At 64.9% G+C, this 24666-nt stretch carries 22 protein-coding genes; 18 read left to right on the forward strand and 4 right to left on the reverse strand.

Features of this window, described 5'->3' with window-relative positions:
* The first annotated feature begins 4 nt into the window (after window positions 1-4).
* Window positions 5-649, forward strand: coding sequence for a ThuA domain-containing protein (locus tag BM190_RS33730; RefSeq protein ID WP_026201593.1), 645 nt, complete (start codon window positions 5-7; stop codon window positions 647-649).
* Entirely contained in the window at window positions 646-1695 is a 1050-nt protein-coding gene (locus BM190_RS33735; RefSeq protein ID WP_026201594.1) for a LacI family DNA-binding transcriptional regulator, read from the forward strand. Before BM190_RS33730 ends, BM190_RS33735 begins: the two co-directional genes overlap by 4 nt.
* A 129-nt stretch (window positions 1696-1824) precedes the next feature.
* Here BM190_RS33735 and BM190_RS33740 read toward each other — a convergent pair whose 3' ends face one another.
* Together BM190_RS33740 and BM190_RS33745 are read right to left on the reverse strand one after the other, a co-directional pair.
* Entirely contained in the window at window positions 1825-2865 is a 1041-nt protein-coding gene (locus BM190_RS33740; protein WP_092261881.1) for a Bug family tripartite tricarboxylate transporter substrate binding protein, read from the reverse strand.
* Window positions 2866-3076: 211 nt separating this feature from the next.
* Window positions 3077-4045 (reverse strand): LysR family transcriptional regulator, encoded by a 969-nt coding sequence (locus tag BM190_RS33745; RefSeq protein ID WP_177237467.1) that lies wholly within the window; start codon window positions 4043-4045, stop codon window positions 3077-3079.
* A gap of 173 nt (window positions 4046-4218) precedes the next feature.
* Here BM190_RS33745 and BM190_RS33750 point away from each other — a divergent pair, with 173 nt between their 5' ends.
* From BM190_RS33750 to BM190_RS33790, 9 genes are all read left to right on the forward strand, one after another.
* Complete coding sequence (locus BM190_RS33750) at window positions 4219-4839, forward strand: UbiX family flavin prenyltransferase (protein WP_092261883.1); 621 nt, start codon at window positions 4219-4221, stop codon at window positions 4837-4839.
* 26 nt (window positions 4840-4865) lie between these two features.
* Window positions 4866-6284, forward strand: coding sequence for a UbiD family decarboxylase (locus tag BM190_RS33755; protein WP_092261884.1), 1419 nt, complete (start codon window positions 4866-4868; stop codon window positions 6282-6284).
* Window positions 6285-6408: 124 nt separating this feature from the next.
* Window positions 6409-7248 (forward strand): helix-turn-helix transcriptional regulator, encoded by an 840-nt coding sequence (locus BM190_RS33760; RefSeq protein ID WP_091952531.1) that lies wholly within the window; start codon window positions 6409-6411, stop codon window positions 7246-7248.
* A gap of 143 nt (window positions 7249-7391) precedes the next feature.
* Complete coding sequence (locus BM190_RS33765; RefSeq protein WP_092261885.1) at window positions 7392-10400, forward strand: xanthine dehydrogenase family protein molybdopterin-binding subunit; 3009 nt, start codon at window positions 7392-7394, stop codon at window positions 10398-10400.
* A complete protein-coding gene (locus BM190_RS33770) occupies window positions 10397-11212 on the forward strand; it encodes an FAD binding domain-containing protein (RefSeq protein WP_092261886.1) in 816 nt (271 codons plus the stop codon). The genes BM190_RS33765 and BM190_RS33770 overlap by 4 nt, the downstream gene beginning before the upstream one ends.
* A complete protein-coding gene (locus BM190_RS33775) occupies window positions 11209-11727 on the forward strand; it encodes a (2Fe-2S)-binding protein (RefSeq protein ID WP_092261887.1) in 519 nt (172 codons plus the stop codon). Before BM190_RS33770 ends, BM190_RS33775 begins: the two co-directional genes overlap by 4 nt.
* Window positions 11720-13264: an AMP-binding protein gene (locus BM190_RS33780; RefSeq protein ID WP_092261888.1), complete on the forward strand. Its 1545-nt coding sequence runs from the start codon at window positions 11720-11722 to the stop codon at window positions 13262-13264. The genes BM190_RS33775 and BM190_RS33780 overlap by 8 nt, the downstream gene beginning before the upstream one ends.
* Before the next feature lie 29 nt (window positions 13265-13293).
* Window positions 13294-14100, forward strand: a complete 807-nt coding sequence (locus BM190_RS33785; protein ID WP_092261952.1) for an enoyl-CoA hydratase/isomerase family protein — start codon at window positions 13294-13296, stop codon at window positions 14098-14100.
* Between the two features lie 76 nt (window positions 14101-14176).
* Window positions 14177-15508 carry an MFS transporter gene (locus BM190_RS33790; protein WP_092261889.1) on the forward strand — a complete coding sequence of 444 codons (1332 nt, stop codon included), beginning with the start codon at window positions 14177-14179 and terminating at the stop codon, window positions 15506-15508.
* A 39-nt stretch (window positions 15509-15547) separates the two neighbouring features.
* On the opposite strand, the gene BM190_RS33795 is transcribed toward BM190_RS33790, so the two are convergent.
* Entirely contained in the window at window positions 15548-16282 is a 735-nt protein-coding gene (locus BM190_RS33795) for an SDR family NAD(P)-dependent oxidoreductase (protein ID WP_092261890.1), read from the reverse strand.
* Between the two features lie 9 nt (window positions 16283-16291).
* Complete coding sequence (locus BM190_RS33800; protein WP_092261891.1) at window positions 16292-17332, reverse strand: LacI family DNA-binding transcriptional regulator; 1041 nt, start codon at window positions 17330-17332, stop codon at window positions 16292-16294.
* A gap of 168 nt (window positions 17333-17500) precedes the next feature.
* On the opposite strand from BM190_RS33800, the gene BM190_RS33805 reads away from it, so the two are divergent.
* From BM190_RS33805 to BM190_RS33835, 7 genes are all read left to right on the forward strand, one after another.
* On the forward strand, window positions 17501-18802 hold the full coding sequence (locus BM190_RS33805; protein WP_092261892.1) for an ABC transporter substrate-binding protein: 1302 nt from the start codon (window positions 17501-17503) through the stop codon (window positions 18800-18802).
* Between the two features lie 62 nt (window positions 18803-18864).
* Window positions 18865-19752, forward strand: coding sequence for a carbohydrate ABC transporter permease (locus tag BM190_RS33810; RefSeq protein ID WP_092261893.1), 888 nt, complete (start codon window positions 18865-18867; stop codon window positions 19750-19752).
* A 4-nt stretch (window positions 19753-19756) separates the two neighbouring features.
* Entirely contained in the window at window positions 19757-20584 is an 828-nt protein-coding gene (locus tag BM190_RS33815; protein WP_092261894.1) for a carbohydrate ABC transporter permease, read from the forward strand.
* A 7-nt stretch (window positions 20585-20591) separates the two neighbouring features.
* On the forward strand, window positions 20592-21596 hold the full coding sequence (locus tag BM190_RS33820) for a zinc-dependent alcohol dehydrogenase family protein (RefSeq protein ID WP_092261895.1): 1005 nt from the start codon (window positions 20592-20594) through the stop codon (window positions 21594-21596).
* A 6-nt stretch (window positions 21597-21602) separates the two neighbouring features.
* Window positions 21603-22676 (forward strand): ABC transporter ATP-binding protein, encoded by a 1074-nt coding sequence (locus BM190_RS33825; protein WP_092261896.1) that lies wholly within the window; start codon window positions 21603-21605, stop codon window positions 22674-22676.
* Window positions 22673-23632: a sugar kinase gene (locus BM190_RS33830; protein ID WP_092261897.1), complete on the forward strand. Its 960-nt coding sequence runs from the start codon at window positions 22673-22675 to the stop codon at window positions 23630-23632. Before BM190_RS33825 ends, BM190_RS33830 begins: the two co-directional genes overlap by 4 nt.
* Window positions 23629-24666, forward strand: coding sequence for a tagatose 1,6-diphosphate aldolase (locus tag BM190_RS33835; RefSeq protein WP_092261898.1), 1038 nt, complete (start codon window positions 23629-23631; stop codon window positions 24664-24666). Before BM190_RS33830 ends, BM190_RS33835 begins: the two co-directional genes overlap by 4 nt.

Raw genomic sequence — 24666 nt, forward strand, 5'->3', positions numbered from 1 at the left:
GACCATGCGCAAAGCAATGATTGTATGGGGCGGCTGGCCGGGACACGATCCGGATCTCTGCGCCTCGATGATTCGCGGCTGGCTGAGGGCGGAAGGTTTCGAGGTGCGGATCGAGACGACGACGGCGGCATTCGCCGATCCTGAGATCCACGACATGTCGCTGATCATCCCGATCTACACGATGTCGAAGATCGAGAAGGCGGAAGCGCTCAATCTCTGCGCGGCGGTGCGGAGCGGCGTCGGGCTCGCCGGCCATCATGGCGGCATGTGCGACGCGTTCCGCGATTCCGTCGACTACCAGTTCATGTGCGGCGGGCAGTGGGTTGCCCATCCCGGCAACATCATCGACTACAAGGTCGACTTGACGAAGCCGGATGACCCCATCATGAAGGGCCTGAACAGTTTCGAACATCGTTCCGAGCAGTATTACATGCATGTCGACCCCGCCAACGAGGTGCTGGCGACGACGACCTTCACCGGCGAGCACGCCCCGTGGATCGAGGGTGTGGTGATGCCCGTGGTCTGGAAGAAGCGCTACGGCGCGGGTAGGGTGTTCTATTCTTCGCTCGGCCACCGTGCCTACGAGCTCGACGTGCCGGAGATCCGGACACTGATGACCCGCGGCATGCTGTGGGCGGCGCGCGAATGACGGGTGGGGCGACGCAGCCGGCGATTCGCGCCACGCTCGAGGACGTCGCGCGTGCGGCCGGCGTTTCGCTTGCGACCGTCGATCGAGTCGTCAACCGGCGCGAGGGCGTGCGCGCCAAGACCGTCGCGCGTGTCGAGGCCGCGGTGGCAAAACTCGGCTATCGCGCCGACCTCGCGGCGGCGCGGCTCGCCCGTGGGCAAACATTCCGCTTCGCCTTCGTGCTGCCGACCGGCAGCAACAGCTTCATGACCAATCTGAGCGAGCAGGTCCTGCGCACCGCGGACTGGCTCGCCGGCCAGCGCGGCTTCATCGACATTCTCCATGTCGATGTGTTCGATGCGGATGTGCTCGCCGGCGCGCTGGAGACCCTGTCGCCGGCCTACCAGGGCGTTGCCGTCATCGCGCTCGATCATCCCAGGGTTCGGGCCGCGATCGACGAGCTCGTCGGACGCGGGGTCGCCGTGGTGACCCTCGTGTCGGACGCGCCAAGCTCGCGCCGCCTGCACTATGTCGGCATCGACAATCCCGCCGCAGGCCGCACTGCCGCGACGCTGATGGGGCGCTTCCTCGCCGGGCGCGAGGGGACGGTCGCGGTGATCGCGGGATCGCTGTCGCTGCGCGATCACACCGAACGGCAGTTCGGTTTCCACCAGATCCTGTCCAGCGAGTATCCAAACCTGCCCGCGCTGCCGGTCATCGAGGGCCGCGACGATAGCGATCGCACACGGGAGCTCACGGCCGCGCTGCTCGCGCGCCATGCAGATCTTCGCGGCATATACTGCTGCGGTGCCGGAAACCGCGGCATCGCCGATGCGCTCGAGGCTTCGGGCCGCGCTCGCGAAGTGGTCTGGATTACCCATGAGCTGACCCAATACACACGGCGTTTCCTGGTTCGCGGCACCCTCGATGCCGTGATCAATCAGGATCCCGGGCACGAGGCGCGCTCCGCGGCACGCATTCTGCTCGCGCACTGTTCGGGCGAGCCAATCAGCGCCGACCAGGAGCGCATCCGCATCGACATTTTTCTGCGGGACAATCTGCCGTAACGCGAGCTCATACCGCGAGCGCCGCAGCGTTGAGCCAGGCGCGGGCCGGTCAGCGAGCGAGCTTTGGGCGAGCAGAGCGCGGATAGCGGATCACGCGGAAGCGGCTGACGACTACCCAAAAGCTGTAAGTCACATCGGCTCGATGCCGATCTTCTTGATGATCCCGGCCCATTTCTTGGTTTCCGCGGTCATGAAATCCTTAAGACCTCGGGGGTCCATTACCAGGGGCTCGGCGCCCTGCTCCACCAAGAGGGTACGCACCTTCGGATCGTTCATGGCTTCGATCATGGCGGCATAGAGCTTGTCGATAACGGCGGTGCCGGTGCCCGCGGGCGCGAGCAGGGCAAGCCACGCCGCGCTCTCGTAATCCTTCAGGCCAGCCTCGGCCGCGGTCGGCACGTCCGGCAGCGCCGTCATGCGTTTGTCGCTGGCAACCGCGAGCGGGCGCGCGTCGCCGCTCCTGATCAGACCGATGACGTTCGGCAAGAGCTGGAAGCCCAGTGGGACTTGGCCCGCGATGAAGTCCGGCGTGTAAGCGGCGATGTTGCGGTAAGGAACGTGGGTTATCTCGGTGCCTGTGAGCTGCTCGAAATAGGCGGCCGCGAGGTGCTGCGACGAGCCGACTCCGACCGTCCCGTAGTTCAGCTCCCGGGGGCGCGCCTTGGTGTACTCGATCAGTTCGCGCAGCGATTTCGGCGGCAGCCTCGAATTGATCACAATGACATTCGGCAGCGTGGCAAACAGTCCGATCGGGGCAAGATCCTTCAGCGGATCGTAGGGCAGCTCCTTGTACAATGATCGGTTCGCGGCCAGTGGGCCCGAGGTGCTCATCAGCAGCGTGTAGCCGTCCGGGGCGGCATGTGCAGCGGCCGCGGTACCGATATTGCCGCCGGCTCCAGGGCGATTGTCGACCACGAAGGCCTGTCCCAATGACGCCGACATGCGGTTAAGGAGGATGCGCGTGATGACGTCGCTGGCGCTGCCGCCTGCGAAGGGCACGAGCACCTGGATCGGACGCGCGGGGTAGTCTTGCGCTTGCGCAGGACGCGGCCCGGTGGCGGAGAGAGCTGCGCCCAGGCCGAGCGAGAGCAAAGACCTGCGGTCAGGGTGAAATCCTTCAACGCGCGGCGCTGTGCCGTCCGTGATCTTGCTGTGACCGAACCTTGCCATCTCGGACTGAATCTCCCGACCGTGTCTTGTTCTGCAAGCCTTGGGAGCGTCCGTGACAAGAATGTCCGGGAGGAGCGCCAGGCCGCGATTTTCTGCGCCTGGACCGTAGTTAGCGGCTTGACGTGACCGTCATGCCGGCTCGTCTCGAAACTTACCAACCCGTCTCATTTTGCAACGGGCGCGACATCTTGTCCGAATGAGCGTTCGGAATTCAGGAAATCATCTTCCCAGCCTTGTGACGCCGCTTGCGGGATGACGAGGCTGCGCGGCCGGAGCCAGGTTCAGCCAACTCCTTTGCCACCGCGGCGGCCTGCGCCAGATCGTGGCTGATGACGTCCAGCACGGCCTTGGCCGCAACCGAGACCGCTCGCCGCGGGTGATGCACCCAGGCGATCGAGCGAACGATCCGTTGCGCGTCGAAACGATGGGCTCGAATGGTTCCGCTTGCCAGTGACTGCCGGAGCGCGATGGTCGGCAGCACGGTCGCGAAGTCGGTGGTCGCGATCACGTCGCAGAGGGCGGGCAGCGTGTCGAGCTCCAGGCGCGGCCGCAGGTCGATGCCGAGGGCTGCGGCGTGCTCATCGAGGATCAGCCGCAGTCCGTGGCGCTTGGATGGTAGCACCAGATCGAAATTCGCGATGTGGTCGAAGCGCAGTTTTGCGGGCGGCTTGATCGGGCCGTCCTTGCGGCAGACGAACACCATTTCCTCGTCCATGATGTGATGCGCGGCGAGCGGCATCCTTCGGCGCGGCACGTTGATCAGCGCGAAATCGAGCTGGCCGCTGTTGACCCAGTCGACCAGCGTTTCGGTGTAGCCTTCGCACGCGGAGAGGATGATCTCGGGATAGCGGCGCGCGACGGTCGCCGACGAGCTTGCCATGGTGCTCTGCGCGACCGAGGTGATGAGGCCGACCGAGACGCGGCCCGAAATCCGCCCGCCGATCTGGGCCATCTCCTGGCGCGCATACTCGGCATCGCGCACGATAGGCGCCGTCAGCCGCACCAGCGCCTCGCCGGCGCTGGTCAGCGTCATGCCCTGGACGCTGCGGTCGAACAGCTTTTGGCCGAGCTCGGCCTCGAGCTTGGCGATTTGCATGCTGAGCGCCGGCTGCACGATGTTGAGCCGGCGCGCGGCCCGCGTGACGTTCTTTTCATCGGCCAGGCACAGGAAATATTGCATCTGCCTGAGTTCCACGAGGCCAGTCCTTCGTTCGCCAACTCGCTCGCGATCCATCATCTCTGATGATGAATGATATAATCAATCATTATTTGTTGTGATGGCAGAGATTGCCTAGTTTTGCGGCCGGCCACGTGACCTCGAGGGTACGTGCCTACGGGAGCGAAATCAGACATATGCAGCACGCAGCGCCCAAGCGCATGATCATCGGCATTTCCGGCGCCTCGGGCGTCACCTATGGCGTGCGCCTGCTGCAACTCCTGCGCAATGCCGGCGTCGAGACTCACCTGGTGATGTCGAAGACGGCCGAGCAGACCTTTGCCTACGAGACCGACCTGAAGATCGCGGAGGTGAGGGAGCTCGCCAATGTCAGCCATGCGATCGACGACATGGCTTCGGCAATCTCGAGCGGCTCGTTCCGTACCGCCGGCATGATCGTGGCGCCGTGCTCGATGCGCTCGATGTCCGAGATCGCCTCGGGCGTCACCACGACGCTTTTGACCCGCGCCGCCGATGTTGTGCTCAAGGAGCGCCGGCGCCTGGTGCTGATGGTGCGCGAGACCCCGCTGCACTCCGGGCATCTCAGGACGATGACGGTTCTATCAGAGATGGGCGCGATCATCGCGCCACCTGTGCCCGCCTTCTACGCAAAACCCGAGAATCTCGACGACATGGTCGAGCACACCGTCGGCCGGGTGCTCGACCTCTTCGATATCGATATCGGCGTGGTGCGTCGCTGGGGCGAGGACGAAGCGCTCAAGCGCCGCTCGCCGTCGCTGCGCAAGATCGCGCCCTGACCCGAACGGCCGAGGAAAGATACGTCATGCGAATGCAAAATTCGGCGAAGAGCACGAACGCACCGGCCGATCTGCGTGCCTGGCTCGCTTACCTCGCCGAGCGCGGCAAGCTCGCGATTGCCCGCGAGGGCATTGCGTTGACCGATGAGCTCGCCGCTATCGCGAAGCGGCTGGAGCGCGACAGCGCGGTGCTGTTCCCGCGCCCCGACGGGCACGAAATTCCCGTCATCGCCAACCTGTTTGCCGGCCGTGATTGGGTCGCCGATTCCATCGGCGTCACCGAGGACCAGTTGCTGCCACGATTCCTTGCTGCCGCAAGCAATCCGCTGCCGACCCGCGAAGTTCCCGACGGTCCAGTGCAAGAGGTCGTTCACGACGACGTTGATCTGCTCCGACAGCTTCCAGTGCCGAAGCACAATGAACGCGATAGCGGTCCCTATATCACGGCCGGCCTGCTGATCGCCCGCAATCCGAGGACCGGCGTTCAGAACGTTTCGATTCATCGTTGTCAGGTCAGCAGCAGGAATCGTATCGGCGTTCTGCTACTGCCGCGGCACACTTTCTCTTACTATCGTCTCGCGGAGGAGCTGGGCCAAGCGCTGGAGATCGCTATCGTCATCGGCGCGCATCCGGCGCTGCTGCTGGCTTCGCAGGCGATTGCTGCGCTTGACGAGGACGAGATGGCGATTGCGGGCGCGCTGCTCGGCTCGCCCGTGGACGTCGTCAAATGTCGCACCAATTCGGTTCGCGTTCCCGCCCATGCGGAGATCGTGATTGAAGGACGGATTCTGCAAGGCGTACGCGAGCCGGAGGGTCCGTTCGGGGAATTCCCGCAATATTACGGCCCGCGCGCCAATCGCGAGGTGATCGAAGTCGATGCGATCACGCATCGCGCGGCGCCGATCTTCCATACCATCGTCGGCGGCGGCTTCGAGCACCTGATCCTCGGCGGCGTGCCGCGCGAAGCGACGCTGCTCCAGCATCTGCGCCGCAGCTTCCCGTCCGTGCTGGATGTTCGCCTCACGCGCGGCGGCACCTGCCGCTACCATCTCGCGATCAAGATGGACAAGACCAATGACGGCGAGCCGAAGAACGTCATGATGTGCGCCTTCGGCGCGCATTACGACATCAAGCAGGTGGTTGTGGTCGACAAGGATGTCGATATCTCTTCCTCCGAGGAGATCGAATGGGCGGTGGCGACGCGCTTCCAGGCCGACCGCGATCTCATGGTCGTCGCCGGCGCGCTCGGCTCGAAACTTGATCCGACCACGGATGACGGTATCGGCGCCAAGATGGGCCTCGACGCGACCGCGCCGGTCAGGGCGTCCGAGCTCGCCTTCAAGCGCATCCGCGTCAAGGGCGAGGAGGACGTCGACTTGACGACAGCCCTGCAGGCCGATCCGGGCGCTGCGGTCGCGCGCCTTCTTGCGGAGGCGCGGATGTGAGCGGGTTGCCGCCCGGAAGCGCCTTGCGTCCGTTTGCGCCGTTGGAATATGTAGCTGGGGCGGCCTATAATGCCGCACCAACAAGGCAACCATTTTGCGGCGCAACGCCGGGAGGAAGAAACTGATGTCGACGGCCCTGCGCATCGCTCATGGCGCTTTCGGCAGGGTCGCTCTGCTCGACATGGACCGTTCGCTGGTCCGCCACGCTCATCATCACTGCCACGTCCTGCTCAAGGTCGAGGGCGCCGACACCCAGTTTCTGGTCGGTGACCAGGTCACGCCGCTGACGGACACGGCCGCCGTTCTGGTCGACGGCTGGAAGCCGCATGCCTATGTGCATGACGTCAATCGCCCGCGCACGCTCATCATGGCGCTCTATATCGAGCCGGAATGGCTGAAGGAGTTCCGGCCCGGATGGGCCGCGAGTGGCGCGCCGGGCTTTTTCGAGCGGCCCTCGGGCGAAGTCTCGCCGCGCATTCGGCAACTCACGCTGCATCTTGCGGCCGAAATGATGGCGAATCCCGATGCGGTGCGAACCCACGAGCAGACCCTTTCGGACCTCATGATCGCGGTGATCGAGCGCTTCACGCCCTGGCGCAGCTTTCCGACCTCGATCCGCGGCATGAGCGCGGTGAGCTGCGACTGGCGGATCCGCCGCGCGATGGACGCGATGCGCGTGAACGATTCCTATGCCAACGTCGATCAGTTCGTGAAGGGCGCGGGCCTGTCGCGCGCGCAGTTCTTCCGCCTGTTCGAGACCTCGCTCGGCGTTTCGCCAAAGCTTTACCTCAACGTCGTCCGCATGGAGCGCGCACTCGACGCGGTGATGCGCGAGGACACGCCGCTCGGCGAGCTCAGCGAGCGCTTCGGCTTTCCGGAGCCTGCGCATTTCACGCGCTTCTTCCGCGATCATGCCGGTGTCAGCCCGCGCGAATTTCGCAACGTCTCGCGCCTCGCGGGCTGATCCTTGCGGGCTGATATTGCGCTGCACGCTCTCGAATGAGACGATTTGGTAAGTCGTGAGAGCGGGCGGTATGGCCCTCGCGCCTCCTGTCCTGACAAACGTCGCCGTCGCGTCAGAGAACGCGTCGGGAGGTATGCCGGGACATGGTGCAGGCCGCGGTTCAATCCGCAAATTCGGTTGATCAGGGTGACGACAAGCCGTGGGTCGGGCGTTCAATCGAACGCGTCGAGGATGCCGCGCTGCTCAGCGGTCGCGGCCGCTTCATCGACGATCTCGGCGTCCAGCCCGGCACGCTGCATGCGACGATCCTGCGCTCGCCGCACGCCCACGCCGATATTGTTTCGATCGACGTTGAAGCGGCCAGGCGGCTGCCGGGCGTTGCCGCGGTCCTGACCGGCGAGCAGATCAAGGCGGTCACCACAAGCCTCGTCGTCGGCGTGAAGGCGCCGGTCGAGTGCTGGCCGATCGCGGTCGAGCGTGTGCGCTATGTCGGCGAACCGGTCGCCGTGATCGTGGCGACTGATCGTGCCCGTGCTGAAGATGCAGCCGAACTCATCAATGTCGCGTATCGCCCGCGAGCGGCCACAGTCGACCCGCTCGGGGCGATAGCACCGGGTGCACCGGTCCTGCACGACGGTTTTCCCGGCAATCTCGCCAGCGACCGCGCGTTCCGCTACGGCGATCCTGAAAAAGCGTTTGCGGATGCGCCGCATCGCTTCTCCATCGACATCCGCTATCCCCGCAACTCCTGCACGCCGATCGAGACTTATGGCGTCGTCGCCTCGCATGATGCCGGCGAGGATGCCTTTGAGGTTCTCGCGAATTTTCAGGGGCCGTTCAGCATTCACACCGTGATTGCGCGTGCACTGAAGGTGCCGGGCAATCGGCTGCGGCTGCGCACGCCGCCGGATTCCGGCGGCAGCTTTGGCGTCAAGCAGGGTGTGTTTCCGTACATCGTTCTGATCGCAGCTGCGGCGCGCGTCACGGGCCGGCCGGTGAAGTGGATCGAGGACCGGCTCGAGCATCTCACCGCGTCGGTGTCAGCGACCAACCGCGCGACGACATTGGCCGCGGCGGTTGCGGCCGACGGCAAGATTCTCGCGCTCGACTGGGACCAGGTCGAGGATTGCGGCGCGCATCTGCGCGCGCCCGAGCCCGCCACGCTCTACCGCATGCACGGCAACATGACGGGGGCCTACGACATCGGCCACGTCAGGATCCGCAACCGCGTCGTCGTCACCAACAAGACACCGACCGGCCTCAACCGCGGCTTCGGCGGGCCGCAGGTCTATTTCGCGCTGGAACGCCTGGTGCAGCGCATCGCGATCGGGCTCGGTCTCGATCCGCTCGATGTCATCGAGCGCAATCTGATCGAGGCAGGTGCCTTTCCCTATCGTACCGCAACCGGCGCGTTGCTCGATTCCGGCAACTACCAGGACGCGATCGCGCGCGCGGTCGAGCAGGGCAGGCTTGCGGAACTGAAGGCGCGGCGCGACGCTGCGCGGGCAGAGGGGCGTCTCTACGGGATCGGTTTCACGGCGGTGGTGGAGCCCAGCGTCTCCAATATGGGTTACATCACAACGGTGCTGACTGCCGCCGAGCGCCGCAAGGCCGGGCCGAAGAACGGGGCGCAGGCGACCGCCACTGTCGGCCTCGATCCGGTCGGCAGCGTCACCGTTCACGTCGCCTCCGTGCCGCAGGGGCAGGGCCATCGCACCGTGCTGTCGCAGGTGGTCGCCGACGTTTTCGGCCTTGAGCCGAAGGATATCCGCGTCAACACCGAGATCGATACCGCCAAGGACGCCTGGTCGATCGCGTCGGGCAACTATGCCAGCCGTTTTGCTGCGGCGGTGGCGGGCACCGCCAAGATCGCGGCCGAGCGCGTCGCCGGCCGTCTCGCCCGTATTGCTGCCAGCCAACTCAACGTCGAGGCCGCGGACATCGTGTTCGCGAGAGGTTTCGTGACCTCAAAACAAAATCCGGAAAACCGGATCGCGTTCTCGCGCGTCGCTGCGCTCAGTCATTGGTCGCCGGGCTCGCTGCCTGACGATGCCGGCCAGACCATCCGTGAGACCGTGTTCTGGACACCGCCGGAGCTGACGCCGCCCGGCGAGGACGACCGCATCAACTCCTCGCTGTGCCATGGCTTCATCTTCGACTTCTGCGGCGTCGAGATCGACCGCATTACTCTGCAGACGCGGATCGACCGCTACGTCACCATGCACGATTGCGGCACCATCCTGCATCCCGGCATGGTCAATGGCCAGATCCGTGGCGGCTTCGCGCAGGCGCTCGGTGCCGCGCTCTACGAGGAATATGCCTACGCCGAGGACGGCAGTTTCCTCACGGGAACGCTCGCGGACTATCTGCTGCCGACCACCACCGAGGTGCCGGAGCCCGAGATCTTCCACATGGAGACGCCATCGCCGTTCACGCCACTCGGCGCGAAAGGCGTCGGCGAAGGCAATTGCATGTCGACGCCGGTGTGCCTCGCCAATGCGGTTGCGGACGCGCTCGGCGTTGCCGACATCACGTTGCCGCTGGTGCCCGCGCGGCTTGCCGAGCTGGTGCGCGGCGCCGAGCCGCCGCCTCCCGCGGATGGCGTGGCCGCGGCGCCTGCGCGCGAATCAGATCGGCGGCTTCGCGGCGAAGGGCAGGCCTCGGTGAGGGGGACGCCCGAGCAGGTCTGGGTCATGCTGCTCGATCCCGCCACGCTCCAATCGATCATTCCCGGCTGCCAGCGCGTCGACAAGATCACCGAGACGCATTTCCGCGCCGACGTCACGCTCGGCATCGGACCCGTCACCGGGCGCTATCGCGCCGACGTGGAGCTGTTCGATCTCGATCCGCCGCGCGCGGTCACCTTGCGCGGCGGCGCCACCGGCGCGCTCGGCTTCGGCAGCGCTGAGGGGCGCGTCACGCTCGCGCCCGACGGCAGCGGCGGGACGAAGCTGACCTACAGCTATGACGCCGCGATCGGCGGCAAGATCGCAAGCATCGGCGGCCGGCTGCTCGACGGCGCGACGCGGGTGATCATCGGCCAGTTCTTCGCCGCGCTGGCCCGCAGGGCCGGCGGTGGTGGTGCGTCGGGCGGCTTCTCGCTGTTGGCTCTGCTGGCGAAGGTCGCCGGCCTGTTCGGGGGGCGCCGATGAAGCCGCCCGCATTTGACTATCTCCGCGCCGAGACCGTCGGCGAAGTCCTTGACGGGCTGGCGCAACAAGGCGGCGATGCCCGTGTGCTCGCCGGCGGACAGTCACTGATGGCGATGCTCAACATGCGCCTCGCCAAGCCGAAGCTTCTGATCGACATCATGCGGATCCCGGAGCTCCGCAAGATCGAGCGTAAAACTGATGCCGTCGTCATCGGTGCCGGCGTGCGCCAGGCCGATCTGCTGGCCTGGCCGGATCTGGCCGAGGCATTGCCGCTGGTGGCGCTGGCGCTGCCCTGCGTCGGTCACATGCAGACCCGCAGCCGCGGCACTATCTGCGGCTCGCTCGCGCATGCCGATCCCAGCGCCGAGATGCCGCTCGCGCTGGTCGCGCTCGGCGGCGAGGTGCTTTTGCGTAGTGCCAGGCGCCGTCGCCGCGTCGCGGCCAAGGATTTCTTCGCCGGCATGATGCTGACGGCGCGCAGCGACGACGAGCTGATCGAAGGCATCTCGCTTCCGGTCATCAATGGATCTCGCTTCGCGTTCCGCGAGGTCGCACGCCGGCACGGCGATTTTGCCATCGTGGCCTGCGCCGCGACGAAGACGCCATCCGGCGTCCGCCTCGCGGTCGGTGGCGTTGCGGACGTCCCGACCGCGCGGGACTGGCCGCGACTCGAGGGCAGCGCGGTCGACGATGCCCTCAACGCCTTTGCCTACGAGCTCGGCGCCCGCGACGACGTCCATGCCACCGCGCGCTATCGCCGCGACCTCGTGCGCATGATCGGCCGCGATCTGATCGGCGAGGTTCTCCGATGAGCCGTTTCAAATCCGACGCCCGCCATCCCATCCACGTCTCGCTGAATGGCGAGCCCGTCGCGGGGGAAGCCGAACCTCGGACGCTGCTGTCCGATTTCCTGCGCCACCGATTGGGCGCCACCGGCACCCATGTCGGCTGCGAGCACGGCGTCTGCGGCGCCTGCACGGTCGTCGTCGACGGCATGCTGACCCGTTCCTGCCTCACGCTGGCGGCGCAGGTCGATGGCTGCGAGATCAGGACGGTTGAAGGGCTTGCACCCGCGGCCGATCGTCTCGGCGTACTGCAACAGGCCTTCCGCCGTCACCACGCGCTCCAATGCGGCTTCTGCACCGCCGGCATCCTGATGTCGCTCGATCATTATCTCGCCAGGAACCCGGCGCCGACCGAGGCGGAGATTCGCGATCTCCTCAGCGGGCATCTGTGCCGCTGCACCGGCTACACGCCGATCATCCAGGCGGCCCTCGAAGCCGCCGCCCAGCTCGCTTCATCAAAAAAAGAGACGTCAGATGCTTGATCTCGCCAGCAGCTTCATGGCCAGCGCCGCGCGCGATCCGCGCGCCATCGCTCTGGTCGACGGCGATCTCCGCCTGACCTACCGGCAATGGTACGACAAGGTCTCTGCTTTGGTCGCATCCTTCGGCCGCCTGGGCCTCAAGCCCGGCGACCACGTCGTCACGCTGCTGCAAAACCGCTGGGAGGCCGCGACGCTGCATTGGGCCTGCCAGTTCGCAGGACTTGTAATCACCCCGATCAACTGGCGAGCCAAGGCCGACGAGCTGGACTTCTGCATCGAGAACGCCGAAGCCCGCGCAGTTTTCTACCAGGATGTCTCTGCCGAGGCGGTGCAGGGTTCGGCGCTCGCCGGCCGGGTGCTACGCGTGTCGGTCGATCCGGGCACAGGCGACGCGGTGGGCTTTGCCGATCTTATCAGGGGCAGCGCGCTCGACGCCGAGCCGTGCGTCGACTCTGATGCCTGGTCCATCATGCTCTACACATCGGGCACAACCTCGCGGCCGAAGGGCGTGCCGCGGCGTCATCGCGCCGAGCGTGCCGCGGCGATCGCCCATGTCGCGCAAAACCTCTACGGCCGCGGCGAGCGCACGCTCGGCGTGATGCCGCTCTACCACACCATGGGCGTCCGCTCGTTGCTCGCGATGTCGCTGATCGGCGGCAGCTTCATCTGCTTGCCGCGCTATGACAGCCGCCAGGCGCTGGAGCTGATCGAGCGGGAAGGGATCACCAATCTCTATCTGGTGCCGACGCTCTATCACGATCTCGTCCATCACGGGGCCTTTGCCCGGACCGACGTCTCCAGCGTGCGCAAGCTCGGCTTTGCCGGCGCCTCGATGACGGATGGCCTGCTGAAGAAGCTGAACGAGGCCTTCAGGCCGGAGCTGTTTGTCAATCATTACGGCAGTTCCGAGATCTACACCTTCACCATCGATCAGAACGCTACGGCAAAACCCGGCTCGGCGGGCAAGGCCGGGCTGAACCAGCACGTCAAGGTCGTGCGCATCGGCGCGCGTTCGGTGACGGAGCTTGCCGCGGTGGGCGAGGAGGGTGAGATCATCGCCACGCTCGCGGGCGACGAAGCCTTTGACGGCTACTGGCGCCGCCCCGAGGCCGACGCCAAGTCGCTGCGCGAGGGCTGGTATTTCACCGGCGACACCGGCTTTATCGATCCGGACGGCGACCTGTTCGTCACGGGCCGCGTCGACGACATGATCATCACCGGCGGCGAGAACGTCTCGCCGGTCGAGATCGAGAGCTGCCTGTCGCTGCACCCGGCCGTCGACGAGGTCGCGGTGGTTGGCGTCGCCGACGAAAAATGGGGCAAGGTCGTCGCCGCCTTCGTCAAGCGCAATCGCAACGTTTCCGAGATCGAGCTGGAGAAGTTCTGCCGCACCTCGGGCCTCGCCAATTTCAAGCGGCCGCGCCGCTACGTCTTCGTCGACGCGATTCCGAAATCGCCGGTCGGCAAGCTGCTGCGGCGCCTGCTCGTCGCCGGAGAATACGAGACCGAGCGCCGGCCGCCATCGGACGGCGCTTGATCGTCACGCATCAACAGAAGGAAGCGAAAATGCCGTCACCCTATACTTTTGCCGATCCTCGGCTCGCCAAGCTCGATGGGTTCAAAGTCGAGATCGATGAGGCGCATGAGCGCGCGGACATCATCCTGGGACGTCCGCCCTACAACGTCGTGGCGATGCCGCAGCGCGACCAGCTCCGGCTGACCTTCGAGACTCTCGACGAGGATCCGCGCGTGCGCATCATCGTGCTGCGCGGAGAGGGCGAGCATTTCTCGAGCGGCGGCAATATCGGAGGCTTCATGGAAGCGAGCCCCGAGCACGTCTCCAAGCTCGCCTGGAACATCGCCGCGCCGGCGCGTTGCGCCAAGCCTGTCATCGTCGCCAATCGCGGCTATTGCTTCGGCGTTGGCTTCGAGCTGTCGCTGGCCTGCGACTTCCGTATCGCCTCGGAGACCACGCAGTACGCGCTGCCCGAGCAGAAGCTCGGACAGATCCCGGGCTCCGGCGGGTCGGCGCGGCTGCAGAAGATGGTCGGCATCACCCGCACCAAGGACATCGTGATGCGCTCCAAGCGCATCTCGGCGAAGCAGGCGCTGGAGTGGGGCATCGCCACCGAATGCGTGCCCGATTCCGAACTGGAGAAGGCGACCGACAAGCTCGTCGACGAGCTCCGCAGCTTCTCGCCGCTGGCGCAGCGCACCGCCAAGAAACTCCTGAACGACACCGAGGATTCGACGCTCGCCATCGCCATCGAGCTCGAAGGCCATTGCTACAGCCGTCTGCGCCAGTCGGAAGATTTCAGGGAAGGCGTCGAGGCCTTCAACGCCAAGCGTCCGCCGAAATTCGCCGGTCGCTGATACGCGACGCAACAAGCTGCCGCGGTTCGCAATGGCGCGGATCGCGGCCCTATTCAAACGGGGAGGGTAAAACAAAATGGCTGAGATGGATATGCCGGTCGCCGGTGCACGGGCATCGACGGATAACAAGCAGATGGTCAATGCGATCATCGCATCAGTGCTCGGATGGGCACTCGACCTGTTCGATTTGTTCATTCTGCTCTATGTGGCGCCGGTGGTTGGCGCGCTGTTCTTCCCGTCGAGCAATGCGGCGCTGTCGCTCGCCGCGGTCTACGGTTCGTTCGCCGTTACGCTGCTGATGCGACCGCTCGGTTCGGCGGTGTTCGGGCACTACGCCGACGTGCACGGCCGCAAGCAGGCGATGCTGATCGCCATCATCGGCGTCGGCATCAGCACGGCCGCGTTCGGCTTGCTGCCGACCATTGCGCAGGTCGGCGTGATCGCTCCCATCGTATTCCTGATCCTACGCCTGGTGCAGGGCGTGTTCGTCGGTGGTGTCGTAGCCTCGACCCACACGATCGGTACGGAATCGGTGCCGCCGCATTGGCGCGGCGCGATGTCGGGCCTGGTCGGCGGCGGCGGCGCCGGCATTGGCGCGCTGCTGGCGTCCTTCATCTTCCTGATCACGTCCTCGGTATTCCCCGGAGATGCCTTTGCCGTCTGGGGCTGGCGCTTCATGTTCTTCTCGGGTCTGCTGAGCTCGCTGCTCGGCTGGTTCATCTTCCGTAATCTTGAAGAATCTCCCTACTTCAAGGAGCTCAAGCGCCAGCAGGGCAACAAGCAGGCGAAGGTCTCGAAGGCGCCGGTCAAGGACGTATTGTCCCGCGAGTATCGCGGCGTCCTGCTGATCAACCTGCTCATTACCTTCGGCGGCGGCGCCGGGTATTATCTGACCTCGGGGTACCTGCCGAGCTTCCTGAAAGTCATCAACGCGGTTCCGAACCAGATCTCTTCGCTGATCCTGATGGGCGCCAGCGTCTCGGCGTTCTTCGCCGCGGTGCTGGTCGGCGCGCTGAGCGATCTCATCGGCCGCAAGAAGACGTTCCTGCTGATCGGGGTCCTGGCGGCGGTGCTGTTGCCGCTGTGCTATCTGAACCTCGCCGCGACCAAGGACACCACGCAGATCACGCTTCTTGCGCTTGCCATCGCGTTCATCGGCAATGCCGGCTATGCGCCGGTGCTGATCTTCCTGAACGAGCGTTTCCCCACGGCGCTCCGCGCCAGCGGCACCGGCCTGTCATGGAACATCGGCTTTGCGCTGGGCGGTATGATGCCGACGTTCGTTTCGCTGGTAAGCGGCAGCCCCGCGGAGATTCCGATGTCGCTGGCCTCCTTCGCAGTCGGCGTGTTCGTGATCTATTTGATCGGCGCGATCGTGATCCCCGAAACCAAGGGCAACTTCCGCTGAGCTGGATCGGCGCGGCTGCACCTGCGGCCGCGCCAGCCACTACCCCGCAAGAAACCCGCCATCCACCGCGACCACCGTTCCGGTCGCGTATTGCGAGGCCGGCATGCAGAGGAAGGCGACGGCACCGGCGATGTCCTCGGGCTGGCCCCAGCGCTTGAACGCGGTGCGGTCGGCGATGCGCTGATAATGGGCGCGGTCGGTGCGGCCGGCTGCATTGATCGCGGTTTCGACATAGCCGGGCGCAACGGCGTTGACGCGGATGCCGTCTTCGGCCCACGCCAGGGCCAGCGCCTTGGTCAGCATCACGACGCCGCCCTTGCTGGCGCAATAGGCAGGAATCCGCGGCAGAGCCAGAGTTGCATTCATCGAGGCGATGTTGACGATCGATCCTTTCATCTTCGCCAGCTGCGAGCGGAACGCCATGCAGGTCCGGAACGTGCCCGTGAGATTGACGTCGAGCACTTTCATGAAGGTCTCGATTTCGTATTCCTTGTCCCGCGCCAGGATGCCGGCACAATTGATCAACGCGTCGACGCGTTGGTGCTGCCCGGCGAGTGACCCGACGGCTTCATCGCTCGTGACATCGAGCGTCGTGAGCGCAAGTCCGGCGCGCGGCTTGAGCAGGGAGCGTGCGAGATCGGCGTCATTGACGCCTGTGGCGGTCACCGTCGCCCCGAGGTCGCAGAACTGGTTGCTGATCGCGGCGCCGATGTCGCCGGCGCCACCGATCACGACGGCATGAAAGCCGGGGGTGAGAGAAAAGCTGGCACTCATCGGGGGATCTCACTTCGGGATTGCAGGAGGCGGAGCCGTCGATTCCCGGACCACCAGCGAGAAGTCGATCTCGCGATGCATGATGGTCTGCTCGCCGGCGAGGCTGCGCACCAGGTATTCTCCGGCCCGCTGCCAGGTCTCGTCGGTTGGGACCTGGATCGTCGTCAGGCTCGGTCGCAAATGGCGGCTCCAGTCGAGGTCGTCGAAGCCGACGACCGACAGATCACGCGGCACCGAAAAGCCGCTGCGCTCCGCTTCCAACAGGACGCCATAGGCAATGACGTCGTTGCCGCAGACCACGGCCGTCGGGCGATTCTTGAGGTTGAGGAGATGGCGGGCCGCCTCGCGCGCGTCGTCCAGGGTATAGGGCACCTCGACATGCCATTCCGGAGGCAGCTCCAGGCAGTTCTCCGCGAGCGCGCGGCGAAAGCCGGCGACGCGGGCGCCGGCGCGGTCGTTGTTGCGCTGAAGCGCGGAAACGATTCCGATCCGGCGATGGCCGAGCTCGATAACATGCTCGGCCGCCCGATGGGCGGCGGCCTCGTTGTTCGTGCCGACGCAAGGGTAGGGCCGGTCGGGCTGATAGATCCCGACATTGATGAAAGGCACCGCATTGTCCGCGAGTAGCTTGCGCAACCCCTCGTGATGGCAGTCGCCCCGCAGCACGAGGCCATCGACGCCGCGGCCGATCAGGTTGCGGGCCTGTTGCAGCTCGACGTCGAGATCGTATCCGCTCGTGGTGAGAAACAGCATGTAACCCACCGAGGAGAGGTATTTTTGCAGCGAGGCGATGCCGCGCGCGAACATCGTGTTGTCGATCGTCGGCACGATCGCGCCAAGCGTACGCGATCGCCGCGATGACAGAATGCGGGCCGGCGCATGCGGGATGTAACCGACGGCTTCGATTGCCTGCGCGATGCGCGCGCGCAGGGACGGGCTCACCGCATCGGGATTGTTGAGCGCACGCGAGACCGATGCCGTCGACACGCCGGCTCGTGCCGCGACGGCGCGGATGCCTTGCTTCGTCAATTTGGCGGACGGTGCGTTCATAATGTAACGTTACAATATCGTCTCACGAGCGAGGTAAGCAGAACAATTGCGATAATGCCGCACAAAGGATCGATTGTCTATCGCTTGACAGAGGTGCGTTGGCGCTTAGGATGTAACCGTTTTCAGAAAGTGCCGACAGCATAATGCGGCCAGCGGGAGGAGAGTTCGATGAAAGTCAGGATGCTCGCGACGCGCGTCGCGTTGCCCGTTCTTGCGATTGCCGCCGTCAGCGCGCAGGCGCGCGCAGCCGATTTCGACTGGATGAAGTTCAAGGGCAAGACCGTCACCTTTCTCGCCAACAACAATCCGGTTTCGCAGGCGCTGCTCACCTATAAGGCCGATTTCGAGAAGCTGACCGGCATGACCCTCAAGGTCGACGGCTATCAGGAACAGCAGATGCGCCAGCGTCTGGTCACCGTCATGAATGCGAACAGCGACGAGGTTGATGTGTTCATGACGCTGCCCTCGCGCGAAGGCGAGCAATTCGCCGCTGCCGGCTGGTACGGCGATCTCACCGCGATGGCCAAGAACGAGGTCGCCAAGGACTACGATCCGGCGGGGTTGAGCCAGGCCTTGCTGAAGGCCGCGACGTTCGGCGGCAAGCTGACCAGCATGCCAATGAACATCGAGGGCCCGATTTTCTATTACCGCACCGATATCTTCAAGAAGTGCGGCCTCGAGGCGCCGAAGACCATCAAGGACGTCGAGGCCGCCGCCGAGAAGATCAAGACCTGCGACAGCACGGTGACGCCGTTCGTCTCGCGTGGCCTCAAGCCTGCGATCGCCTACACCTTCAGCAACATGCTGCACAATATCGGCGGCACGTATATCGCGAGCGGCAAGTCGAGCCTGTGCTCGGCCAAGGGCAAGGAGGCGCTCGACACCTATAGCCGGTTGCTGCGCGACTTCGGACCGCCCGGCGTCGTCAATTATAGCTTCCAGCAGATTTCGGCGCTGTATCGCGGCGGCCGCGCGGCGATGGCGTTCGAATCCTCGAATGAATTGCGCACGGTGATGGAAGGCGGCGCGCGCCTGAAGGACACCGGCCTGTTGCCGTTCCCGGCGGGCGAGGCCGGCCAGGTGCCGACCACGATCGGCTGGGGCATGGCGGTGTCCTCGCACAGCAAGCAGCCCGATGCGGCCTGGTACTTCGTGCAGTGGGCGACGAGCCCCGAGGTGCAGAAGAAGATGGCCCTGCAGGGCATTGCCCCGCCGCGTCCGTCCGTCGCCAAGGACCCCGAATATCGCAAATGGATCGACGAGGAGCCGGTGCGCAAGGAATGGCAGGCCGCGCTCGATGTGCTCGCCACCAAGGGCTCGTCCGAAGTCGGCTATCCCATCGTCGCCAATCCGCAATCGCGCGAGTTCATTGGTCAGGCGGTGCAGGATTTGATCCTGAAGCAGAAGACCGTCGATCAGGCTTGTGCGGACGCCGACAAGGCGCTGGACGCGCTGATCGCGCTGAACTGACCGCCTGGTGCCGGCTGGTGTCCGCGCCGGCCGGCACCTAACTCGATCGAGGACAGGAATACATGTCTGATACGGCTGCGACACTCACGCAGGACCGGCAGAAGCTGGAAATGGCGGCGCTCTCGGCACCGGCCGTGATCTTCACGGTCGCGATGATCGCATTTCCGGTCGTCTATACGATCTGGCTCGGCTTCCAGACTTTCTCTTCGACCGGCAAGCAGTCCTTTGCCGGCCTTGCCAATTACACCAAGCTGATCTCCGACGTCGAGTTCTGGCATGGGTTGTGGATCACCATTGCATTGTTCGTGCTCTCGCTGGTGCTGCAGCTCGTCTTCGGCGTCTGGCTTGCGTTGGTGCTGTTTCATGCCAAGCGCCTTCCTGGGATCGTGCGCTCGCTGTTCATCTCGCCCTTCATGATGCCGCCGGTGGTCGCCGGCATGATGTGGCTCGTGATTCTCGATCCGTCGCTGGGCGCGGCCAATTACATCCTGCAATCGCTCGGCTTGCCGCCATCGGACTGGATGGCGTCGCCGACATGGGTCATTCCGACGGTCGCGCTGATCGATAGCTGGCAATGGACGCCGTACGTCACCTTGATCGTGCTCGGCGGCCTGCAATCTCTGCCGCCGAGCGTCTACGAGGCCGCGCAGATCGATGGCGCATCTGCGTTCAAGACCTTCCAGCGCATCACGCTGCCGCTGCTGCTGCCGACCATCGTCACTGCAGCCATCCTGCGCAGCGTCGATCTCCTGCGCTTCTTCGACATCATCTACATCACGACCCAGGGCGGCCCCGGCAACGCCTCGAATACGCTCAATATCTACGGCTTCCGGGTCGGCTTCGAGTTTTTCAACATCGGCTATGCCAGCGCGTTGATGCTGACGCTGACCGCGATCGTGTTCGGCGCCGTGCTCGCCTTCAACCGCCTGCGCGGCGCGGTAGCGTGGTGATCTCATGACCGACGCAGTCAACACCGACCGCTGGATACGCTGGCTCAACCTGGTGCAACTCGTGCTGGCCGGCGTGATCATCATGACGCCAACGGTCTGGATGGTGCTGTCCTCCTTCAAGCCGTCCTTCGAGGTGACGGCCTATCCGCCGACACTGATCTTCACGCCGACGCTGGACAATTATGTCGAGCTGACCAAGACGACGCCGTTCCTGAGCTACGCCCTCAACAGCCTGATCGTCACCGTCGGCTCGACCGCGCTTGGGCTCCTGTTCGGAATCCCTGCCGCGTTCGTCGTCTCCTGGACGCGTATTTCGTGGCCGGCGATCCTGACGCTCGCGGCGCGCATGGCACCGGGAACGCTATTCCTGCTGCCGTGGTACGTCATGTTCCGGCAGGTCGGCATGATCGGGTCGTACACGGCGCTGATCCTCAGCCACGCGGTGATCACACTCCCGATCGTGATCTGGGTTTTGCTGCCGTCGTTCGATGCCATTCCACGTAGCGTGTTCGAGGCGGCGCAGGTGGATGGATGCGGGGTCACCCGCATCCTCTGGCGCATCGCGCTGCCGCTGGTGGCGTCCGGCATCGCCGTCTCGGCCATACTCGCCTTCGTATTCTCGTGGAACTACTTCCTGTTTGCGCTGGTGCTCTCCAATGGCGACACCAAGACTCTGATCGCGGCCGCCTTCAATTTCATCGGCGAGGGCTCGACGCAATGGGGCGCCCTGATGGCCGCGGCGACGCTGATCGCATTGCCGCCGCTGGTGCTGGCGGCTCTGGTTCAGCGTTGGCTGGTGTCCGGGCTGACGCTCGGCGCGGTGAAAGGTTAGGTATCTGATGAACGAAATGCCTCGTCCGAACGCGATCATGCAGGCGGCGGTGTTCCATGGTCACGAACGCATCACCATCGAGCCGGTGCGGATGCCCGACGTCGGGGCAGGCGAGGTGCTGGTGCGGGTCTCGCGCACCGCGCTGTGCGGCTCCGACTTCAAGCTCTGGCACAAGGGCGCCGAGTTCACCGCCGGTCACGAGATTTTTGGCGTGGTCGAGCAGCCCGGCCACCGCCTGCATGGCCGCCGCTGCGCCGTCTATATCCCGCTGCACTGCGACCACTGTGCGGCCTGCAAGCGCGGCGACACCCAGATGTGCCTGGAGGTCTCGAGCCTGATCGGCTGGAACAGGCCGGGCGGCTACGCCGAATACGTGCCGGTGCCGGAGAATTGCCTGCTGCCGGTGCCCGACGATATCGAAGACAGCCTCGCGCCGCTCTTGCTCGACACCATCGGCACCTCCGGCCACGCCGTCCGGTTCGTCAGTCGTGTCGTGCCGCCGGACGAGGCAGGTGCGGTCCTCGTGATGGGAGCGGGGCCTGTCGGTCTCGGCGTCGTGCTGGCACTCCGCAGTCTCGGCTATGATGACATCCATGTGGCCGATCCGAACGCCGCACGCTTGAATATCGCCCGATCGTTCGGCGCGAAACCGCATCCGGTCGGCGACACATCGAAACGGTTCGCCCTCATCATGGAATGCTCCGGTGCGCATGCGGCACGCAATCTCGGCATCGAGCTCGTCCTGCCGCGCGGGGCGCTGGTGCTGGTCGGCGAGAACGCCGCGCCCTGGACCATCGAGGAAGGCAAGGTGTTCCGCCGCAAGGACTTCTACATGATCCGGACCTTCTACTTCCCGGTCTCGGATTTCGAGCCTAACGTCGAACTGCTGCGCAGGTACAAGGACGAATACCGCGTTCTCGTCGACGGCGAGTTCGGCCTGTCCGCTTTGCCCGAGAACTTCGCCCGCTTCGCCAAGGGCGAGTTGATCAAGCCTGTACTGGCGCTGGACTAAGCGATCATGGCCTCGATCTCGATCCGCAACCTTACCAAACGCTACGGCAATTTCACTGTGATCCCCGATCTCAATCTGGAGATCGCGGACCACGAATTCGTGGTTTTCGTCGGCCCGTCCGGTTGCGGCAAGTCGACCTTGCTCCGGATCATCGCAGGTCTCGAGCCCATTTCCTCCGGCGACCTCTACATCGGCGACACGCGCGTCAACGGCGTACAGGCGGCGCAGCGCGACATCGCGATGGTGTTCCAGGATTACGCGCTCTATCCGCACATGCGGGTTTACGACAACATGTCCTTTGCGCTGGAGCTGCGGGGAACGCCGAAGGCGGAGATCGACGCGCGGGTGAAGCGCGCGGCGGCGCTGCTGCACATCGAGCCGTATCTCGACCGCAAGCCGAAGGAGCTCTCCGGCGGCCAGCGCCAGCGCGTCGCCATGGGGCGTGCGATCGTGCGCAATCCAAAAGCCTTCCTGTTCGATGAGCCGCTCTCAAATCTCGACGCCAAGCTGCGCGGGCAGGTGCGCGCAGAGATCAAGGCGCTGTCGCAGGAACTCAAGACCACCATGGTCTTCGTGACGCATGACCAGATCGAGGCCATGACCATGGCCGACCGCATCGTGGTGCTTCAGAGCGGCACGATCCAGCAATACGACACGCCCGAGGCGGTCTACGAGCGGCCGGCCAACCAGTTCGTCGCCGGCTTCATCGGTTCGCCAGCCATGAATTTCTTCCCGGTCGAATGGCGACAGGAGCGTGCGATCCTTTCGCAAGGCGGAACGGTGGTGCCGTTGGGCGAGGAGACGGCAAACGGGCTGCGGCATGCCGGCAGGGCTGTGCTTGGCATTCGCCCCGAACATTTTGCCGTTGCCACCGATGCTGCCGACGGCATTACAGTGAATGTCAAGCTCGTTGAGCCGCTCGGCTCGGACACGCTGATCCATTTCGATCTCGCCGGCGCGGCATCCATCGCGCGGGTCGATCCGTCGCTACGACCGAAGGTCGGCGATCGCATCAATCTGCGACCGCAGCCCGGCAAGACGCATCTGTTCGATGCCGCAAATGGACAGGTCGTGCGGTGAGCGCATTGGTCAACATCGGCGATCTCTCGGCGCTGGCGGACGTCGCGTCCAAGGCGAGGCCCGTGCACGTGATCTGTCTCGGGTTGTCTGCGCTCGACCAGGTCTGGCGCGTCGACCGGCCGTTCTCGGGTGGAAGCGAGAAGATCAAGGCCGTCGAGTACGGCACGCTCGGCGGCGGCATGGCCGCCAATGCGAGCGTTGCGGTCGCAAAGCTCGGCGCATCCGTCGCGTTCTGGGGGCGGGCAGGGAATGATGCTGCCGGGCACGAGATGAAGTCGGCCTTCACCGCGGAAGGCGTCGACATCGAGAATTTCCGGCTGTTTGCGGACGGCCGCTCGTCCGTCTCCGGTGTCATCGTCGACAATTCCGGCGAACGGCAGATCGTCAATTTCCGCGGTCTCTATCCGGAAGCAGCCGACTGGCTGCCGCTGGAGACCGTTGCCCGCGCATCCTCGGTGCTGGCGGATCCGCGCTGGGTCGAGGGGGCCGCGACGTTGTTCCGCGAAGCCCGCGCGCGCGGGATCCCGACGGTGCTCGACGGCGACATGGCCGATGCCGAGGTGTTCGAGCGGCTGTTGCCCCTGACAGACCATGCAATCTTCTCCGAGCCCGCGCTCACGGCTTTTGGCGGCTCGGCAAAGGATGAAACCCTCGCCGCGCTCGCCCGCTTCGGGTGTCGCATCATCGCCGTCACGCGCGGTGAAGAGGGCGTGAGCTGGTACGAGAACGGCTGCCTGCACCGACAGGCGGCCTTCGCGGTCGATGTGGTCGACACCACCGGCGCCGGCGACGTCTTCCATGGCGCTTATGCCCTCGCGATCGGCGCCGGTCTCGACGTGCGCGACGCGATGGCGTTTTCGGCTGCGGCGGCCGCGATGAAATGCCGCCACGCAGGCGGACGCAACGGAATCCCCACCATCAACGAGTGTCTTGCATTCATGAGGACGAAGCCATGAGAACGATTGGAAAGAACCGCGGCCTGGCGCGTCTGGCCGACGCGGACGGTCATTTTCGCATGGTCGCGCTGGATCAGCGGCCGCCGCTGTTTGATGCTATTGCGAAAGCAAAGGGGATTACGCGGGACCAGGTCGAATATTCCGACGTGACGGCAGCAAAGCGTCTGCTCGTCGAGAACCTCGCGCCGCATTGCAGCTCGATGCTGTTCGATCCGAATTTCGCGGTGCCCGCGGCAATCGATCTTCTGCCGCCGCGTTGCGGTCTCATCATGACCCTTGAAGAGCACCGGGTGGATGAGACGTCGGGCGGACGCAAGTCGCGGGCGATCACCGATTGGAGCGTTGAGAAGATCCGCGCCATGGGCGGCGACGCTGTCAAGGTGCTGGCGTGGTACCGGCCGGACGCCGATGCTGCGGTCATTGAGCATCAGAAGCGGTTCGTTCGCGAGATCGGGCAGGATTGCGCCCGTCACGACATTCCCTACGTCCTGGAACTGCTGGTCTATCCGTTCCTCGGCAGTGCCAATCACACTGCCGACTACGTGGAGTCGCCCGGAAAACTTCCAGATCTGGTCATCGAGAGCGTGCGCGAGTTCGCCAAGCCGGAATATGGCGTCGACCTTCTGAAGCTGGAGAGCCCGCTGGCGGCCAACAGTCTGCCTGCCCGGGATGGCAGCGCCGAGGCGAAAGCCGCGCAGACGGAGTTCGATGCGATTGGCGACATCTGCCGCGCGCGCAGCATCCCCTGGGTGCTGCTCTCCGGCGGTGCTGCGCCCGAGAAATTCGAACGGGTGCTCGACTTTGCCTATGCCGCGGGCGCGGGCGGGTTTTTGGCGGGCCGCACGATCTGGCTCGATGCCGTCTTGAAGAATTTCCCGGACCGCGCGGCGGTTGCCGCCAGCCTGCGCAAGGACGGCCTTGGTGTGCTCGAACGGCTCAACGAGCTGACAAAGGCCAAGGGAACGCCGTGGAAGGCGCGCTTTCCCGTATTTACTGATATCAAGCGGGAAGGGGACTTCGCGCGCGCGTATTGA

This window comes from Bradyrhizobium sp. Rc3b (assembly GCF_900114915.1).
Lineage (GTDB): Bacteria > Pseudomonadota > Alphaproteobacteria > Rhizobiales > Xanthobacteraceae > Bradyrhizobium.